Source organism: Pseudomonas putida (assembly GCF_002025705.1).
Classification (GTDB): domain Bacteria; phylum Pseudomonadota; class Gammaproteobacteria; order Pseudomonadales; family Pseudomonadaceae; genus Aquipseudomonas; species Aquipseudomonas putida_J.
Map to the genome: position 1 here is coordinate 5,549,605 of NZ_CP018846.1, position 18,013 is coordinate 5,567,617.

At 59.9% G+C, this 18,013-nt stretch carries 15 protein-coding genes and 1 pseudogene; 3 read left to right on the forward strand and 13 right to left on the reverse strand.

Annotated elements, in window-relative coordinates:
* Positions 1-164: 164 nt before the first annotated feature.
* The 5 genes from BUQ73_RS25150 to BUQ73_RS25170 form a co-directional block, all read right to left on the reverse strand.
* Positions 165-1,172, reverse strand: a complete 1,008-nt coding sequence (locus BUQ73_RS25150; protein WP_079230120.1) for a sulfate ABC transporter substrate-binding protein — start codon at positions 1,170-1,172, stop codon at positions 165-167.
* 50 nt (positions 1,173-1,222) lie between these two features.
* Positions 1,223-1,405, reverse strand: coding sequence for a sulfur starvation response protein OscA (gene oscA, locus BUQ73_RS25155; protein ID WP_016712582.1), 183 nt, complete (start codon positions 1,403-1,405; stop codon positions 1,223-1,225).
* A 237-nt stretch (positions 1,406-1,642) separates the two neighbouring features.
* A complete protein-coding gene (locus BUQ73_RS25160; RefSeq protein ID WP_079230121.1) occupies positions 1,643-4,708 on the reverse strand; it encodes an efflux RND transporter permease subunit in 3,066 nt (1,021 codons plus the stop codon).
* Positions 4,705-5,772, reverse strand: coding sequence for an efflux RND transporter periplasmic adaptor subunit (locus tag BUQ73_RS25165; protein ID WP_079230122.1), 1,068 nt, complete (start codon positions 5,770-5,772; stop codon positions 4,705-4,707). The genes BUQ73_RS25160 and BUQ73_RS25165 overlap by 4 nt, the downstream gene beginning before the upstream one ends.
* A complete protein-coding gene (locus BUQ73_RS25170; RefSeq protein ID WP_079230123.1) occupies positions 5,769-6,857 on the reverse strand; it encodes an efflux RND transporter periplasmic adaptor subunit in 1,089 nt (362 codons plus the stop codon). The genes BUQ73_RS25165 and BUQ73_RS25170 overlap by 4 nt, the downstream gene beginning before the upstream one ends.
* A 419-nt stretch (positions 6,858-7,276) precedes the next feature.
* Here BUQ73_RS25170 and BUQ73_RS25175 point away from each other — a divergent pair, with 419 nt between their 5' ends.
* A complete protein-coding gene (locus BUQ73_RS25175) occupies positions 7,277-8,092 on the forward strand; it encodes an RHS repeat-associated core domain-containing protein (protein ID WP_161492856.1) in 816 nt (271 codons plus the stop codon).
* 134 nt (positions 8,093-8,226) lie between these two features.
* Here the strand turns inward: BUQ73_RS25175 and BUQ73_RS25180 are convergent, their stop codons facing one another.
* Positions 8,227-8,505: a DUF3077 domain-containing protein gene (locus BUQ73_RS25180; RefSeq protein WP_152031608.1), complete on the reverse strand. Its 279-nt coding sequence runs from the start codon at positions 8,503-8,505 to the stop codon at positions 8,227-8,229.
* Positions 8,506-9,010: 505 nt separating this feature from the next.
* On the opposite strand from BUQ73_RS25180, the gene BUQ73_RS25185 reads away from it, so the two are divergent.
* Entirely contained in the window at positions 9,011-9,466 is a 456-nt protein-coding gene (locus BUQ73_RS25185; protein WP_079230125.1) for an REP-associated tyrosine transposase, read from the forward strand.
* Positions 9,467-9,572: 106 nt separating this feature from the next.
* Here the strand turns inward: BUQ73_RS25185 and BUQ73_RS25190 are convergent.
* Positions 9,573-9,920 (reverse strand): annotated as a pseudogene (locus BUQ73_RS25190) (putrescine ABC transporter permease PotI); the annotation flags it as partial.
* A 192-nt stretch (positions 9,921-10,112) separates the two neighbouring features.
* Here BUQ73_RS25190 and BUQ73_RS25195 point away from each other — a divergent pair.
* The gene (locus BUQ73_RS25195; protein ID WP_161492857.1) at positions 10,113-11,003 is read left to right on the forward strand and encodes an RHS repeat-associated core domain-containing protein; all 891 of its coding nucleotides are present in this window, start codon (positions 10,113-10,115) and stop codon (positions 11,001-11,003) included.
* 87 nt (positions 11,004-11,090) lie between these two features.
* Here BUQ73_RS25195 and BUQ73_RS25200 read toward each other — a convergent pair whose 3' ends face one another.
* The 6 genes from BUQ73_RS25200 to BUQ73_RS25225 all read right to left on the reverse strand — a co-directional run bounded on the left by BUQ73_RS25200 (position 11,091) and on the right by BUQ73_RS25225 (position 18,010).
* Entirely contained in the window at positions 11,091-11,984 is an 894-nt protein-coding gene (locus tag BUQ73_RS25200; RefSeq protein WP_079230127.1) for an ABC transporter permease subunit, read from the reverse strand.
* The gene (locus BUQ73_RS25205) at positions 11,981-12,862 is read right to left on the reverse strand and encodes an ABC transporter permease subunit (RefSeq protein ID WP_192858731.1); all 882 of its coding nucleotides are present in this window, start codon (positions 12,860-12,862) and stop codon (positions 11,981-11,983) included. The genes BUQ73_RS25200 and BUQ73_RS25205 overlap by 4 nt, the downstream gene beginning before the upstream one ends.
* Before the next feature lie 35 nt (positions 12,863-12,897).
* Positions 12,898-14,040 (reverse strand): ABC transporter ATP-binding protein, encoded by a 1,143-nt coding sequence (locus BUQ73_RS25210; RefSeq protein WP_079230129.1) that lies wholly within the window; start codon positions 14,038-14,040, stop codon positions 12,898-12,900.
* Between the two features lie 71 nt (positions 14,041-14,111).
* A complete protein-coding gene (locus tag BUQ73_RS25215; RefSeq protein ID WP_027920895.1) occupies positions 14,112-15,206 on the reverse strand; it encodes a polyamine ABC transporter substrate-binding protein in 1,095 nt (364 codons plus the stop codon).
* Between the two features lie 174 nt (positions 15,207-15,380).
* Entirely contained in the window at positions 15,381-16,478 is a 1,098-nt protein-coding gene (locus BUQ73_RS25220; RefSeq protein ID WP_079230130.1) for a polyamine ABC transporter substrate-binding protein, read from the reverse strand.
* Positions 16,479-16,648: 170 nt separating this feature from the next.
* Positions 16,649-18,010 (reverse strand): aspartate aminotransferase family protein, encoded by a 1,362-nt coding sequence (locus BUQ73_RS25225; protein WP_079230131.1) that lies wholly within the window; start codon positions 18,008-18,010, stop codon positions 16,649-16,651.
* Positions 18,011-18,013: the final 3 nt, after the last annotated feature.

Consider the following 18,013-nt stretch of genomic DNA (forward strand, 5'->3'; position numbering starts at 1 on the left):
CAGGACTCTCAATCTTGGGGCTGCCTTGCAGCCCTTTCCGACCGGTCCGGCGCCCCGGCAAGGCCGCTCCTACAGAAGATCGCGTGTGCCTTGTAGGAGCGGCCTTGCCGGGGCGCCGGACCGGTCGGAAAGGGCCGCAGAGCGGCCCCGCTTTTCCTTGGCGTTTACTGTGCCTGATAGATCTGGTCGAACACACCGCCATCATTGAAGAATTTCGGTTGTGCAGTTTTCCAGCCACCGAAGTCCTTGTCGATGGTCACCAGGTCCAGTTTCGGGAATTGCTTGCCGAATTCGGCAGCGACCTTCTCGTCACGCGGGCGGTAGAAGTTCTCGGCGGCGATCTTCTGGCCAGCCGGGCTGTACAGGTGCTTGAGGTATTCCTCGGCAATGGCTTCGTTGCCCTTCTTCTCGGCGTTCTTGTCGACCACCGCCACTGGTGGCTCGGCAAGGATCGACAGCGATGGCACAACGATCTCGAACTTGTCGGCGCCACCGTCTTCCTTCAGTGCCAGGAAGGCTTCGTTCTCCCAGGCCAGCAGCACGTCGCCCTGGCCGTTGTTGACGAAGGTGATGGTCGAGCCACGGGCACCGGTATCCAGCACTGGCACGTGCTTGAACAGCTCCTGCACGTAGGCCTTGGCCTTGTCTTCGCTACCGCCGGTTTTCAGGCCGTAGGCCCAGGCTGCCAGGAAGTTCCAGCGGGCGCCGCCGGAGGTTTTCGGGTTGGGGGTGATGACCGACACGTCCTTCTTGATCAGGTCGCCCCAGTCCTTGATGCCTTTGGGGTTGCCCTTGCGCACCAGGAACACGATGGTCGAGGTATAAGGCGTGCTGGCATCCGGCAGACGGGTCTGCCAGTTGTCCGGCAGGGTCTTGCCGAGCTTGGCGATTTCGTCGATGTCACCGGCCAGGGCCAGGGTCACCACGTCGGCGCGCAGGCCATCGATCACTGCACGGCCCTGCTTGCCCGAGCCACCATGGGATTGCTGGATCTTCACCTTGTCGCCCGGGTGGGCCTGCTGCCAGTGCTTGATGAATTCAGCGTTGTACTGCTGATACAACTCACGGGTCGGGTCGTAGGACACGTTCAGCAGTTCGTAGTCCTTGGCGATGGCGGAACCGGCAAAAACAGCACTGGCCAGAGCGGCGAGCGCATAACGGCGGATGGACATGGTGAAGCTCCCGATTGGCATTTTTCTAGTTTTGAAGGGTGTGGCGCGAATCAGCCGGCCTTGTTACCAGGCTGTTGCAGGCGGAACTTCTCCTTGCGTTCGATCTGCACGACCTGCGCGTTGTGCACGGTGATTTCCACCGCACCGAAACGCAGGTCGCGCAGGGCGCTCTGGATCTCACGCAGAATGGTGGCTTCGTCCTGACCGTCGATGCTACGCAGCGATGCACTCATGCTCGTTCTCCTTGGAGTGAGGGTGCCGGGCTGAGGTATGAAGGGGTTTGCGCCTGGCTTGAGGGCAATAGTAGTGAGGCGGAGTTATTCTTAAAAATACTGTTTAAGAATGTTTATATAACCAAATTCAAATCGCGATTTTACAGGCGCTCAAATGCCTCTGTGGGAGCGGGCGTGCCCGCGAATACGACAGTGAATCCACCATCGCATTCGCGGGCACGCCCGCTCCCACAGGGTTCAGTGTTGGGTTTTAGTGCTGTTTTCAGGCTCGCGGATCTTGTACCAGGCCACATACAGCGCCGGCAGGAACAGCAGCGTCAGCAGGGTTGCGACGATGATCCCGCCGATCATGGCGTAGGCCATCGGCCCCCAGAACACCTCACGGGCAATCGGGATCATGCCCAGGCTGGCTGCCGCCGCGGTCAGCAGGATCGGCCGGCGCCGGTGGTTGGTGGCCTCCACCACCGCATCCCACGGCGACAGGCCCTGGGCCGTGAACTCGTCGATCTGGGTCACCAGGATCACCGAGTTACGAATGATGATGCCCGCCAGCGCAAGGATGCCGAGAATAGCCACAAAGCCCATCGGCGTACCCGTCGGCACCAGCGCCAGCACCACACCGATCAGCCCCAACGGCGCCACGCTGACCACCAGGAACAGCTTCTGCACGCTGTGCAGCTGGATCATCAGGAAGGTCGCCATCAGGAACAACATCAGCGGAATCACCTTGCGGATCGGCCCTTGGGCCTTGGCGCTCTCCTCCACGGTACCGCCAGTGGCCACTTCGAAGCCCACGGGCAGCTTGCTGGCGAACTCGTCGATCTTCGGCTTCAGCTGGGCCACCAGGTCGGTAGGCTGGATATCACCGTTGACCGAGGCCTTGATGGTGATGGTCGGCTTGCGGTCGCGGCGCCATACCAGTGGCTGTTCCAGCTCGTAACGCACAGTGGCGAACGACAGCAGCGGGATCGAGGTGCCGTTGGGCGTGAGAATCTGCAGGTTCTGCAGGGTATCGGGCGAACCGCGCTCGCTGTCCTCGGCGCGGGCGACCACGTCGACCAGGTAGATATTGTCGTTGACCTGGGTGATTTCCACGCCGCTGACAATGCTGTTCATCACGTTGGCCACGTCTTCCGACGACAACCCCAGCTGGCGTGCCTTGTCCTGGGCGATTTCCACGCGCAGCACCTTACCGGGCTCGTTCCAGTCGTAGATCATCTCGCCGATATGCTCGTTCTGGTCAAGCAAGGTGGCCAGGTCGATGGCGTGCTTGCGCACCTCGTCGATGTTGGCGCCGCTGACCCGGTACTGGATCGGCCGGCCCACCGGCGGGCCCATCTCCAGCGATTGCACGTTGGTGCCGATGCCGACGAACTCTTCGTGCAGGATCTTTTGCAGGCGCTGCATCATGCCCTTGCGCTCTTCGAAGCCCTTGCTGACGATCACCAGCTGCGCGTAGTACGGGTTCTGCAACTGCTGGTCGAGGGGCAGGTAGAAGCGAATGGCGCCCTGGCCAATGTAAGTGCTCCAGTGCACCAGGTCCGGGTCATCCTTGATCCGAGCCTCGAAGCGGTCGACCACCTTGCGGGTTTCCTCGATCGAGGCGTTCTGCGGCAGGTTAAGGTCGACGAGAATCTCCGGGCGGTCCGATGAAGGGAAGAACTGGTTCTGCACAAAGCGCTCGCAAAAAATTGCCAGGGCGAACAGCAGCACGGTGCCGATGATGGTCAGCCAGCGGTTGCGCATGCACCACAGCAAGCCATGCTCGAAGGCCCGGCCGACGCGCCCCGGCTCGGCCTCATGGGCCTTGAGCTTGGAGCTGCTGAGAATATGCACGCCCAGCACCGGGGCGAAGAACACCGCCACCACCCACGACACCATCAGCGCCACCGCAATCACTGCGAACAGCGTGTAGGTGTATTCACCAGCAGAGCTGGCGTTGAGGCCGATGGGCACAAAGCCGGCAACCGTGACCAATGTACCGGTGAGCATGGGGAACGCCGTCGAGGTATAGGCGAACGTGGCCGCCTGCTCCTTGCTCTCGCCCATCTCCAAGCGCGTGACCATCACCTCGACCGTGATCATCGCGTCATCCACCAGCAGGCCGAGGGCGATGATCAGCGCCCCCAGCGAAATCCGCTGCATGGTGATGCCGCTGTATTCCATGAACACGAATACCATCGCCAGCACCAGTGGTATCGAGCAGGCCACCACCAGGCCGGCGCGCACGCCAAGGCTGACGAAACTCACCGCCAGCACGATCACCACCGCTTCGAACAGCGCGCTGGTGAAGCCCCCGACCGCCTGCTTGACCACTACGGCCTGGTCCGAGACGGTGTGCACGCCGACGCCGATCGGCAGGTCTTCGATCACCCGGTCCATGCGCTTTTTCAGCGCCGCGCCAAAGACCTGCATGTTGCCACCGGCCTTCATGCCGATGGCCAGGCCAATGGCGGTCTGGCCGTTGTAGCGGAACATCGGTGACGGCGGGTCGACGTAGCCGCGCTGGATATCGGCGATGTCGGCCAGGCGGAAGAAGCGGTCGTTGATCTTCAGGTTGACGGTCTTCAGGTCCTTTTCCGAAGCGAACTGCCCGGTGGTGCGCACCGAAATGCGTTCAGGGCCGGCCTCGATCACCCCGGCCGGGGTCACCGCGTTCTGCGATTGCAGGGCCTGCATGACCTGGCGCTGGTCGATGCCCAGAGCGGCCAGTTTGCGGGTCGAGAAGTTCAGGTACAGCACCTCGTCCTGGGTGCCGATCAGTTCGATCTTGCCGATGTTGGGCACATCGCGCACTTCGGCCCGCGCCTGTTCCACGTAGTCACGCAACTGGCGCAGGGTGAGGCCGTCGGCGGTGAAGGCGTAGACCGAGCCGAACACGTCGCCGAATTCATCGTTGAAACCAGGGCCCTGGATGCCAGCGGGGAATTCGCCGCGGATGTCCTGGATCTTCTTGCGCACCTGGTACCAGATTTCCGGGATGTCCTTGGCCTTGGTGGTGTCGCGCAGGTACACATACACCGTGGACTCACCCGGGCGGGTGTAGCTCTTGGTGTAGTCGAGGGAATCGAGTTCCTCGAGCTTCTTCTCGATGCGGTCGGTGACCTGGTAAAGCGTTTCGTCCTGGGTCGCGCCAGGCCAGCGGGTCTGGATCACCATGGTCTTGATGGTGAACGAAGGGTCCTCCTCACGGCCAAGGTTGAAGTACGAAAAAATGCCCATCAGCAGGCCGACGAACATCAGGTACCAGACGAACGATTGATGCTTGAGCGCCCATTCGGACAGGTTGAAGCTTCCTTTCATTGCGCATCCTCGTCGAAGGTGACCTTCTGGCCAGGCTTGAGGCTGTTCACGCCCGCAGTCACCACGCGCTCGCCAGGCTGCACGCCCGAGGCCAGGACGATGCTGTCGGCAGTACGGTCGATCAGGGTGACGTCACGGGTGCCCACAGTCTTCTGCTGGGTGTCGATCACCCAGACCTGCGTCTTGCCGTCACGCTCGAACAGGGCACTCAAAGGCAGCTCGCTGCGCGGGGACACCTCCGAGCTCAGGGTCACACTGATCGCGGTGCCCAGGTGGAACGCCGCCGGTGTGCTTGCCAGGGTCAGGCGGGCGCGGCGGGTGCGGGTGGCAGAGTCGGCCTGGGGCTCCAGTTCGCGCAGGCTGGCGGTGGTGTTGATGGTTGGGTCGAGTTGCAAGGCGACGGTGAAGGTCAGGTCTTTGTTCAACTGCTCGGCCAGGCCGATGGGCAGGTCGATCACCGCTTCCTTCACGTCTGGCCTGGCCAGGGTGACCACGGCTTGGCCTGCAGTAACGGTTTGCCCGGCTTCGGCCTGCCAGGCTGTGATAACCGCAGCGTGGTCAGTGCGCAAGGTGCTGTAGTCGAGCTGGTCGCGGGCCTGGCTGAGCGCGGAGCGCGCCTGCTCCAGCGCAGCACTGGTCGTTTTCAGATTGGTCTGGGCGATATCCAGCTGGGCCTGGGCACCCACACCACGGTCATACAGCTGTTGCTGGCGACGGGCATCGGCCTGGGCGTTGATCCACTGTGCCTGCACCTTGGCCAGGTCGCCTTCGGCGGCGCGCAACTGGTTCTGCTGGTCGGTGGGGTCGAGCGTGGCCAGGGTATCGCCCGGCTTGACCTGGGCGCCCACATCCAGCCAACGCCGAGCTATGCGCCCGCCAACCCGGAAGCCCAAGGTACTTTCGAAGCGCGCCTCGATAAGCCCGGCAAAGCGCCCCAGCTGCGACTGCACCTGTGGCTCGACCTTGACCGACAACACTGGCCGGATCGGCTCGGGGGCTTCTTCCTCGCTACCGCAGGCGGCCAGCAGCATGCCGGCCGACAGCATCAGCAGCAGGCGCTTCATAGCTCACCCCCTTGGGCCTTGGCATCGATCTTCTGTACCTGCATGCCGGGGTGCAGCAGCTGCCCACCATTGACCACCACGGTCTCGCCAGCCTTCAGGCCGCTGGCGACCACGATCTTGCCGGTCAGGTAGCGGCTGACTTCGACCTTGCGCAATTCGACCTTGTCGCCCTCGCCCACCACCCACACAGCAGGTTCATGCAACGCCTTGGTCAATGCCGACCACGGCAACTCGATGCTCGGCCGCCCCACCGCATTGGTGCTTGCAGTGACCGGCGCGCCCAGCTGCATGCCTGGCGGCACGTCCTTCAGCGCTACCTTGACCTGCACCGTGCCGCTTTGCGCCGACACGGTGGGGGTAATTTCGCGGACAAAGCCGTGAGCCTGGACCTTGGGGTCGTCCAGCAGGCTGACGATGACGCCGACATCGCTCGGCGGCGCCACCAACAGCGATTCGTAGACGTTGAACACGGCATCGCGGTCGCCGTCACGGGCAAGGCTGAAGATCGGCATGGTCGCCTGAACCACTTGGCCGACTTCGGCCTGACGCTGGGTGATCACACCGTCGGCTTCGGACACCAGCGCGGTGTAGCTCAGTTGTTCGTTGGCATTGGCCAGTTGCGCCTGGGCGGCCTTGAGCGCGCTCTGGTTGCTGCGCAGGGCGGCTTCGGCGGAATCGTATTCGCTCTGGCTGGTGTAGCCCTTGGGCAGCAGCTTCTGCTGGCGCACGAAGGCGGCGCTGGTCTGGGTGACCCGCGCCTGTGCGGCGAACACCTCGGCCTTGGCCGAGTCGACGTTGTTTTGCAGGTCTTTCGGGTCAAGCCGTGCCAATACCTGGTTGGCTTTTACATGGTCGCCGACATCGACGCTGCGCGAAATGATCTTGCCGCCCACCCGGAACGACAGATCCGTCTGCACCCGCGCCTGCACATCGCCGGTCAGGGTGACCCTGGCAGCGAAATCGGTGGGTGATACCTGTTGCACACCTACGCGTGGCAGTGTTTCGGTGGTTTCTTCCTTACTACAGCCCGACAGCAGGGACACAACCCCCAGGCAGACGACCAACAGCGGACGTATCAACGTCATGCAGGCTCCTTGCTTGCGCGCAAATGATTCGTGGGATGCGACTGTCAGCGTAGTTCAGGGTTGGACAAACGGCACTGCCCACATGCGCAAGGGAAACATTCGAGGCCGGTACCACAGGGCAGGCTCGGCACAACTTATTCGTTGAAAACCTGGCATTTCTGTCAGTAGCCAATAGTCGCCAGGGCATTACATAGTCTACCCAACCGGTCGCCCCGCCAGTGGCATCACAAAAGAGGCCAGTCCCTGTTAACCCTTGACCCTTCGGAGGCCCCATGGGCGCTGCAAAAACTACACGCCGCTTCTACCAAAACAACCATGTTTGCACCGAACTAGGCGGCTCTGTGACACGCTCCATTTTCCGGCATCAGAACAGCCTCCTGGCGCTATGCACATCAGGTGCTGAGGAATCGCGTTCAATCATGGCAGTGGACAACTCCAACACCGTCATGAGCGAATTGAGAGACTCCGGTAAGGCGCAGTTCGCTTATACCCCCTATGGCCGACGCACAGTACAAGGAGAATCGAACAACCCCTTGGCATTCAACGGCGAGATACTGGATACGCCAACAGATTGTTACCTGCTGGGCAGTTATCGTCTGGCCAGTCCTGCAATCTACATATTCTATAGCGAGGATGACCAAAGCCCGTTCGGGAAGGGTGGACTGAACTCTAAGGCGTACTGTGCCGGGGACCCAGTGAACAACGTTGACCCCACTGGTCATTTTCCTGTATCCCGATTGCTCTATCCTGCGCTTGCAATTGGTGCGGCCGCATCAATAGCAACCCACATTGCAAAAGCTTTGGTAAACGACCCCAAAGCCCAAAAAATCCTAGGTATATCAAATATGGTTATTGATTTTGCCGCTGGGGCTCTACTGGGAGGCGTGCTCGCTCGCCGTCTGGTGAAAGCACCTCAGCTGCAAAACAACTTTCAACCCTCACAACGCACCATTAATAGCCAACAAACTCCTGCAGTCTCTAATAGCGTTCTCAATGCACCTGCCTTTTCAAGACAGCGTCAAATCCCGTCAAGTGTTAATGAAAATGTCTATTTTATGTCCCGTACAAATAAAGTTGTACTGCAATATTCCCCTCAGCCTGCCCTGCAAAACCCAGAACCTCCTGCATACAGCCAAGTGGCAGGGGTTACGTCTCTCAACAGTGCTCAACGGTGGCACTCCAGTCCCGCAAGCTCAGATACCTTTACCATGAGGGAAATCCGACAGAATACCTAAAACCTGTGGTCGATAAAAAACGTACGTAGAGATCCTCTTCGAGTTAATGCCCGCTCGCTCTCACAGGGTGGCACAGGTCTTGAAACCTATGCTGTACCTGTGTGCGGGTTTACCCGCGAAAGGGCCGGTACAGGTCAGAGCTGAACTGAAGCCTTGTTCAGTCCCAGCTCGATGTCATCGATCAGTGCTTTGGCAAAGCCACTGAGAATTCTCGCGGCACTACCAGCCAGCCGGTCATTTTCCATCTCGGCTTCGGTCGTCAAGTGATTGATGCACCCGAGCATTACGGAGAGTTCGGAGAAGGCATGGTTGAAGGGGATATTGGCCTGGACGCGGAAGAGGTCCATGCAGGTTTCGCGGCCGACGCTGCTGCTGTGTGATGGATGGGGAGCGTCTGGAGCAGAGTTGGTCATGGTGGATCTCCTATATCTGGACAAGGAATTGCCACCTTCATCTTTCTCACGGATCAGGGCGGCAACCGTACGCGAGGTGAGAAACCGCGGATATAGGAACGCAGCCAGACGTAAGTCTGCCCGCGCACGGTTGCCATGACGAAAGCACTATATCGTTGGGTTCTCACACCCAGTCCCAAGGACGTTATCCCTGGAGCATTTCCCCAGCAACAGAGCAGCTTCCACACGGCTCGTAGGATAATTCCCAAGCTGATCCGACTGAAGCCTTTGGTTTGAGTTGATGAAAAGTCGTACGCCTTCAGGGCCTCTTCGCGGGCATGCCCGCTCCCACAGGAATGTCGCCAGCCCCAAGCCAGTGCTGTACCTGTGGGAGCGGGCGCGCCCGCGAAGAGGCCGGCACAGCAATGCATGAGCTTCTGCCATATTCAGAAACCATCAGCCACCCGGTAACCCCCGCTTCAGCCACTACCTTTCAAAAGGAGGTTCAATTTCAAGGAAGATCAAAATGCCGCTAGCCGAATCTCACCGATTACGTCGTGGGCGCTACTCCGAGCCAGGCAGGCTCTACCTGCTGACCACCATCACGCACCAACGAAAACCACTGTTCCATGACTTCGACAATGCGCGCCTGGTGGTCAAACACCTGCGGGTTTCAAATGACATTCAGGATTGCCATTCCCTGGCCTGGGTAGTGATGCCGGACCACCTGCATTGGCTGGTCGAGCTGAAGGAGGTGGCATTGGGAACGTTGATGCGCAAGTTCAAATCACGCACAGCCATTGCGTTACGCAAGGCAGGTGTCAGGCACAAACCGATCTGGCAACCCGGTTACCATGACCATGCGCTGCGGCGAGAAGAGTGTGTGGTGCATGTAGCCCGGTACATTGTTGCCAATCCCTTGAGGGCAGGATTGGTCAGGAGTGTCAGGAACTATCCACACTGGGATGCGGTATGGTTTTGAATCACTGTTGAGGCATTCGCGGGCTTGCCCGCTCCCACAGGGATCACCAAAAGCCTGAAGGCTGTGATGTCCTTGTGGGAGCGGGCAAGCCCACGAAAGGGACGGGTCAGGCGGACGCAGCCACCTGCGCCGGGCGCTTGACCTGCGGCTGCGAGGCGTTGGCCGCCGCACCCTCTTCGATAGCCTGCTGAATCGCCTTGCGACGACGCTCTTCAGCGCGGCGGCTGAAGAACCAGACGAAGAAGGTTACCAGCGACACCGACAGCAGGATCAGGCTGGCCACGGCGTTGATCTCAGGCTTCACGCCCAGACGCACCGCCGAGAACACTTCCATCGGCAAGGCGGTCGAACCAGTGTCGGACACGAAGCTGGCGAGTACCAGGTCATCCAACGACAGAGCGAACGACATCATGCTGCCCGTCGCCCGCGGCGCGATCATTGGGAGGGTGATCAGGTGTAAAGGGAGGCATTCCAATACCTGCGGCACAGGCTAGCCCTGGTACAACAGAATCATTGAGAAACTAGTATTTCTGCTAGTGGCCAAGGGGCCCCGACCCTTACATGATTTAAACAATCTGATTACGTCGACAACATCAACAGTGTGTGGATGTTTTCTCAACCTGGCATTGAAACTAAGGAAAAACTCATGGCCACTGCGACGGGACTGCGCTTCTTCTACCAAAACGACCGTGTTGCGACCGAACTCAGCGGGTCTGCAACACGCTCTATTTTCCGGCATAAGGGTGGCCATCTGGCGCAACACACATCAGGCGCTGAGGCATCCCATTCAATCATGGCGGTGAATAGCACCAATACGGTAATCACCGAATTAGGGCTTGCCGGCAAGGTACAGTTCCCTTACACCTCTTACGGCCGACGCCCAGCCCAGCACGAATCGAATAACCCTCTGGCATTCAACGGTGAGCAACTGGATACGGTAACTGGCTGCTATTTGCTAGGTAATGGTTATCGTCTGTACAACCCCACGCTCATGAGGTTTTGCAGCCCAGATAACCTAAGTCCGTTTGAGCAAGGCGGGCCGAACGCTTACGCATACTGTTCAGGAAATCCGGTCAATAGAGTTGATCCCTCGGGACATTTTTCCAAGGCCCTCTTGGCCGGGGCGTTATTTTCAGCATTAGGAGCGGGCTCTGTTATAGGAGCAGTCAAAGTGAAATCCCGGGGAGCAAAAATAGCTCTAGGAATCATAGCTGCCATTTCCTATGCGATCAGCGGATTTCTACATTTAAAAGGTTTGACCAGTTTAGCATCCCGAGCGGCATCGCCCGAGGTTCCCTCGATCCAAACTAGTGCTCGAAATAGTTTGAGCAGTTTGAATGAGGCTGCTGGCTTAACACCAATGTTTAATGATTGGTTTGAACGCCGCACTCAGGCATTCATAGATAGAGATCCCCCCCCTGCTTACGATCCCCCCCCTTCTTATGAAAGCACGTTTGCTCAGGGCATTCAGAACCCGGGTATAGCCAGCCGCTCGAACTCTCTCCGTGCGAGCGTGGGCTCCATCCGCGCAAATTGATCAGGTTAGTAGTGAAAGGTGCCAAAGATCGCTGTGGCAAACTCCAGGCACCCCACCGGGCCCAAGACCTGTGGGGCGCCTGTCAGGTCAGGCCGACGCAGCAGCTGGCGCCGGGCGCTTGACCTGCGGCTGCGAGGCATTGGCCGCCGCACCCTCTTCGATCGCCTGCTGAATCGCCTTGCGGCGACGCTCTTCGGCACGGCGGCTGAAGAACCAGACGAAGAAGGTTACCAGCGACACCGACAGCAGGATCAGGCTGGCCACGGCGTTGATCTCAGGCTTCACGCCCAGACGCACCGCCGAGAACACTTCCATCGGCAAGGTGGTCGAGCCCGGGCCCGACACGAAGCTCGCCAGTACCAGGTCGTCCAGCGACAGTGCGAACGACATCATGCCACCCGCTGCCAGCGATGGCGCGATCATCGGAATGGTGATCAGGAAGAACACCTTCCACGGCTTGGCACCCAGGTCCATCGCCGCTTCCTCGATCGACAGGTCCAGCTCGCGCAGGCGGGCCGACACCACTACCGCCACATACGCCGCACAGAACGTGGTGTGAGCAATCCAGATGGTGACGATGCCACGCTCCTGCGGCCAGCCGATCATTTGCGCCATGGCCACGAACAGCAGCAACAGCGACAGACCGGTGATCACCTCAGGCATTACCAACGGCGCGGTGACCAGGCCACCGAACAGCGTGCGGCCCTTGAAGCGGGTGACCCGGGTCAGCACGAAGGCCGCCAGGGTACCCAGCGCCACTGCCGCTACCGCCGTGTAGCAGGCGATCTCCAGCGAGCGCATCACCGAACCCATCAGCTGGGTGTTGTCGAGCAGGCCGACGTACCACTTCACCGACCAGCCACCCCACACCGTCACCAGTTTGGAGGCGTTGAACGAGTAGATCACCAGGATCAGCATCGGCAGGTAGATGAACAGCAAGCCGAGCACCAGCATCAGCTTGGAGAAACTGAAGCGCTTCATGCCCTGCCCTCCATTTCTTTGGCCTGGCTGCGGTTGAACAGCAAGATCGGCACGATCAGGATCGCCAGCATTACTACCGCCAGGGCAGAGGCTACCGGCCAGTCACGGTTGTTGAAGAATTCCTGCCACAGCACTTTACCGATCATCAGGGTTTCCGGGCCGCCAAGCAGCTCAGGAATGACGAACTCGCCCACCACCGGAATGAACACCAGCATGCAGCCGGCGATGATGCCGTTCTTCGACAGCGGGACAGTGATCTTCCAGAAGCTGTTGAAGGTGCTCGACCCCAGGTCCGAAGCGGCTTCGAGCAGGCTCGGGTCATGCTTCACCAGGTTGGCGAACAGCGGCAGGATCATGAACGGCAGGTACGAATAGACCACGCCGATATACACCGCCAGGTTGGTGTTGAGGATCTGCAGCGGCTGGTCGATCAACCCGGTCCATAGCAGGAAGCCGTTGAGCAGCCCGTTGTTGCTGAGGATGCCCATCCAGGCATAGACGCGGATCAGGATCGCGGTCCAGGTCGGCATCATGATCAGCAACAGCAAGACCGTCTGGGTCTCCTTCTTGGCGTTGGCGATGGCGTAGGCCATCGGGTAGCCGATCAGCAGGCACAGCAGGGTGCTGAAGAAGGCCATCTTCAACGAGCCCAGGTAGGCCGAGATGTACAGCTCATCCTCGGTCAACAGGCCGTAGTTGGCCAGGTTGAGCACCAACTGGATCTTGTCTTCGACGTAGCTGTAGATCTCGGTATACGGCGGGATCGCCACGTCGGCTTCGGCGAAGCTGATCTTCAACACGATGAAGAACGGCAGCATGAAGAACAGGAACAGCCAGATGAACGGAACCCCGATCACCACGTGCCGCCCCTCCGGGATTAAGCGCTGGAAGGCTCGCTTGAGCTTGCGTGGTTTCATGACCGCAGTACCACGCCGCTGTCGTCTTCCCACCACACGTACACTTCATCGCCCCAGGTCGGGCGTGCGCCTTGGCGCTCGGTGTTGGCGACAAACGACTGAACGACCTTGCCGCTCGGCAGCTCGACGTAGAACACCGAGTGGCCACCCAGGTAGGCGATGTCGTGGACCTTGCCGCGCGACCAGTTGTGCTCGAAGTCCGGCTGGCTGGTGGTGACCAGCAGCTTTTCAGGGCGCAGGGCGTAGGTGATGTGCTTGTCTTCCACCGAAGTGGTGATGCCGTGGCCGACGTAGATCTTGCGCTCCAGTTCCGGGCTGGCAATGATCGCATGGCCTTCGGCGTCGTCGACCACTTCACCGTCGAACAGGTTGACGTTGCCGATGAATTCGCACACCAGGCGGCTGGTCGGGGTCTCGTAGATGTCCACTGGCGAGCCGATCTGGGCGATCCAACCCAGGTGCATGATGGCGATGCGTTGGGCCATGGTCATGGCCTCTTCCTGGTCGTGGGTCACCATCACGCAGGTCACGCCCACGCGCTCGATGATTTCCACCAGTTCCAGCTGCATCTGCGAACGCAGCTTCTTGTCCAGCGCGCCCATCGGCTCGTCGAGCAGCAGCAGCTTGGGGCGCTTGGCCAGGGAACGCGCCAGGGCCACCCGCTGGCGTTGGCCACCGGAGAGCTGGTGCGGCTTGCGCTTGGCGTACTGGCTCATGTGCACCAGCTTGAGCATCTCGGCCACGCGGGCGTCGATCTCGGCCTTGGGCATCTTGTCCTGCTGCAGGCCGAAGGCGATGTTCTGCGCCACGGTCATGTGCGGGAACAGTGCGTAGGACTGGAACATCATGTTGATCGGCCGCTCATATGGCGGCATGTCGGTGATGTCGACGCCATCGAGGAAGATCCGCCCTTCAGTCGGGCGCTCGAAGCCAGCCAGCATACGCAGCAAGGTCGACTTGCCGGAACCGGAGCCACCCAGCAGGGCGAAGATCTCGCCTTTGCGGATTTCCAGGGACACATCGTCCACGGCGACCGTTTCGTCGAATTTTTTTGTAACCCGGTCGATCTTGACCAGCACCTGCTTGGGTTGCTGGCCACCCTCGAGGGCTTTTTTATAGGCACCGGAGGCAACTGCCATGAGTGAAACTCCCAACAAGATTTTTGTGCCCGTGCGGCCTGTGTATCAGGTACCGCAACGGGTCTGGATGATTACTTGCCCGACTTGACCTTGGTCCAGCTACGGGTCATCAGGCGCTGCACCTTGGGCGGCAACTCTGAGTTCACGAACATCTTGTCCAGCACTTCCTGCGGTGGGTAAACCGCAGCGTCAGTCCTCACGGCCTGGTCCATCAGGTCGCCAGCCTTGGGGTTCGGGTTGGCGTAACCGACGTAATCACTGACCTGGGCGATAACCTCAGGTTTCAGCAAATAGTTGATGAAGGCGTGGGCCTCTTTCACGTTCTTGGCGTCCTTGGGGATCGCCAGCACGTCGAACCAGAGGTTGCCGCCTTCCTTGGGAATGGCGTAAGCCAGGTTCACGCCCTTCTTCGCTTCTTCAGCGCGGGCCTTGGCCTGGAACACATCACCCGAGAAGCCTGCCGCGACGCAGATGTCGCCGTTGGCCAGGTCGGTGATGTACTTGGACGAGTGGAAGTAGGTCACGTAGGGGCGCACTGCCAGCAGTTTCTGCTCGGCCTTGGCGTAATCCTTGGGGTCGGTGCTGTTGGGGCTGAGCCCCATGTAGTTGAGCACCGCCGGGAGCATTTCGTCCGCTGAGTCGAGGAAGGCCACACCGCACTTGGAGAGCTTCTTCATGTTCTCGGGTTCGAACAGCACAGCCCAGGAGTCGATGGTGTCCACGCCCAGCGCAGCCTTGACCTTGTCGACGTTGTAACCGATGCCGTTGGTGCCCCACAGGTAAGGCACGGCGTACTGGTTGCCCGGATCGTTCTTTTCCAGGCGCTTCATCAGCGCCGGGTCGAGATTGGAATAATTGGGCAGCAGATTCTTGTCGAGCTTCTGGAACGCGCCCGCCTTGATCTGCTTGCCAAGGAAATGGTTGGACGGCACCACCACGTCATAGCCGGTGTTGCCGGCCAGCAGTTTGCCTTCCAGGGTTTCGTTGGAATCGAAAACGTCCTGCACGGGTTTGATGCCCGTTTCCTTTTCGAAATCCGCGAGTGTGTTCGGGCCGATATAGTCCGACCAGTTGTAGAAGTGCACCGTAGGCGCCGCTTGGACGCTGCATGCCAGCGTCAGGCCCGCTCCAGCCATCAAGGCCTTGCGTAATACAGAAATAGACAAGTGGGTGGTCCTCACAATCAGTGCCTTGGTGGCGGCGTACTTATTGGGTACAAGCGCTGCCGCGCACACAAAACCGGCGCGCAACTTACCTGCGCAGCTTCGATGCCGCAATCATCAATTGCCATTCACTGGCTCTGGGCCGGAAAACCCCGGCCCAGAGGTCACGCATCGGGGTTATTTGCCCGATTTGATCTTGGTCCAGCTGCGAGTGATGTCACGCTGGACCTTGGCCTCAGGTGCAGCGATCGCGTACAGCTGTTTCTTGACTTCAGCCGGTGGATAGATGCTTGGGTCGCTGGTGATTGCCTTGTCCACGAACTGGGTGGCAGCGGCGTTGCCGTTCGGGAAGCGCACAGCGTTGGTGATTTCGGCCATGACTTCCGGCTGCAGCAGGAAGTTCATGAACTGGTAGGCGGCGTCTTTGTGTTCGGCATCTTTCGGGATGGCGACCATGTCGTAGAAGGTGCCGGCACCTTCTTTCGGAATCACGTAGTCCACTTTGACCTTGTCGCCGGCTTCGTGGGCGCGGGCCTTGGACTGCTCCAGGTCACCCGAATAGCCGACGGCCACGCAGATGTTGCCGTTGGCCATGTCGCCGATGTACTTGGACGAGTGGAAGTAGGTGATCGAAGGACGGATCTTGAGGAATAGATCTTCGGCGGCCTTCAGGTCTTCCTTGCTGGTGCTGTTGGTCGGCTTGCCCAGGTAGTGCAGCGCCGCCGGGATCATCTCGGTCGGGGCATCCAGGAAGCTCACGCCGCAGCTCTTGAGCTTGGCGATGTTCTCAGGCTTGAACACCACGTCCCACGAGTCGATCTTGTCCACGCCCAGCGCGGCCTTGACCTTCTCCGGGTTGTAGCCGATGCCGATCGAGCCCCACATGTATGGGAAGGCGTGCTTGTTGTCCTTGTCGCTGGCGTCGCCAACGGCCTTGAGCAGGTCTTCGTCCAGGTTTTTCCAGTTTGGCAGTTTGGAGCGGTCCAGTTCTTCGTATACGCCAGCCTTGATCTGCTTGGCCAGGAAGTTGTTGGACGGCACGACGATGTCGTAGCCCGACTTGCCCGCCAGCAGCTTGGCTTCGAGGGTTTCGTTGCTGTCGAAGACGTCGTACTTGACCTTGATGCCGGTCTGCTTCTCGAACTTGGCGATGGTGTCCGGAGCGATGTAGTCCGACCAGTTGTAGACGTTCAGTACCTTGTCTTCAGCCTGTGCAGCAGTGGCCATGGCACCCATCAGGGCGGCGGCCAGCAACGTCTTGCCCATTTTCTTCATGCGTCATGCTCCAGATTTTTTTGATTAGCCATCCGTTCAGCAGCCAGGCCCCGCGCTACACGCGTCGCAGCGACTGAAACAACCGCTAGTCTGGCAAGTTACAAGGCTCTGTTTCAAGGAAAGCAGGGCCTTGTAACGACTTAATGTCACATCGCTAGCCTAGCAAACGCTTATCGAATCGCCTCAAGGGTCAAATCGAGGCATTTGCGAGCCTTTTCCACCAGCTCATCCACCTCGGCGTGGGTGATCACCAGCGGCGGGGCGATGATCATGGTGTCGCCCACCGCACGCATGATCAGGCCGTTTTCGAAGCAGAAGTTACGGCATACCATGCCCACACCCTTGCCTTCGTAACGGCTGCGGGTGGCCTTGTCCTTGACCAGCTCGATTGCACCGAGCAGGCCCAGGCCGCGTACTTCGCCCACCAGCGGGTGGTCCTGCAGCTCACGCAGACGTTTCTGCAAGTAGGGTGCCACTTCCGTGCGCGCCTTCTCGACGATCTTCTCATCGCGCAGGATGCGCAGGTTTTCCAGGCCCACCGCGGCCGCCACGGGGTGGCCTGAATAGGTGAAGCCGTGGTTGAAGTCGCCACCTTCGCTGATCACCTTGGCCACCTTGTCACGCACGATCACACCGCCCATGGGGATGTAACCGGAGGTAAGGCCCTTGGCAATGGTCATCAGGTCGGGCTTGAGGTCGTAGTAGTCGGAGCCGAACCACTCGCCGGTGCGGCCGAAGCCACAGATCACTTCGTCAGCAACGAACAGGATGTCGTACTTCGCCAGGATCTCCTTGATCTTCGGCCAGTAGGTCTCTGGCGGAATGATCACGCCGCCGGCGCCCTGGATCGGCTCGGCAATGAAGGCGGCGACGTTGTCTTCGCCGACTTCCAGAATTTTCTTCTCAAGCTGCTCGGCTGCCCACACACCGAACTCGTCGGGGCTCATGTCGCCGCCCTCACCGAACCAGTACGGCTGCGGGATGTGCACGATGCCCGGGATCGGCAGGCCGCCCTGCTCGTGCATGCCGCTCATGCCGCCCAGGCATGCACCCGCGAAAGTGGAGCCGTGGTAGCCGTTGATGCGGCCGATGATGGTCTGCTTGTGCGGCTTGCCCTTCAACGCCCAGTAATGGCGAACCATGCGCAGCACGGTGTCATTGCCTTCGGAACCGGAGCCGGTGAAGAACACATGAGTCATGCCCTCGGGCGCCACGTCGGTGATGGCCTTGGCCAGCTCCAGTGCAGGCGGGTGGGCAGTCTGGAAGAACAGGTTGTAGTACGGCAGCTCGCGCATCTGCTTTTCGGCAGCCTGCACCAGCTCTTCACGGCCATAACCGACCGCCACGCACCACAGGCCGGCCATGCCGTCGAGGATCTTGTTCCCCTCGCTGTCCCACAAATGCACGCCCTGCGCCTTGGTAATGATGCGCGGCCCCTTCTCCTTCAGCTGCTTGTAGTCACTGAAAGGTGCAAGGTGGTGCTCGCCGCTCAGGGTTTGCCATTCACGGGTTTGCGGGTTTTTGACGCTCATGTG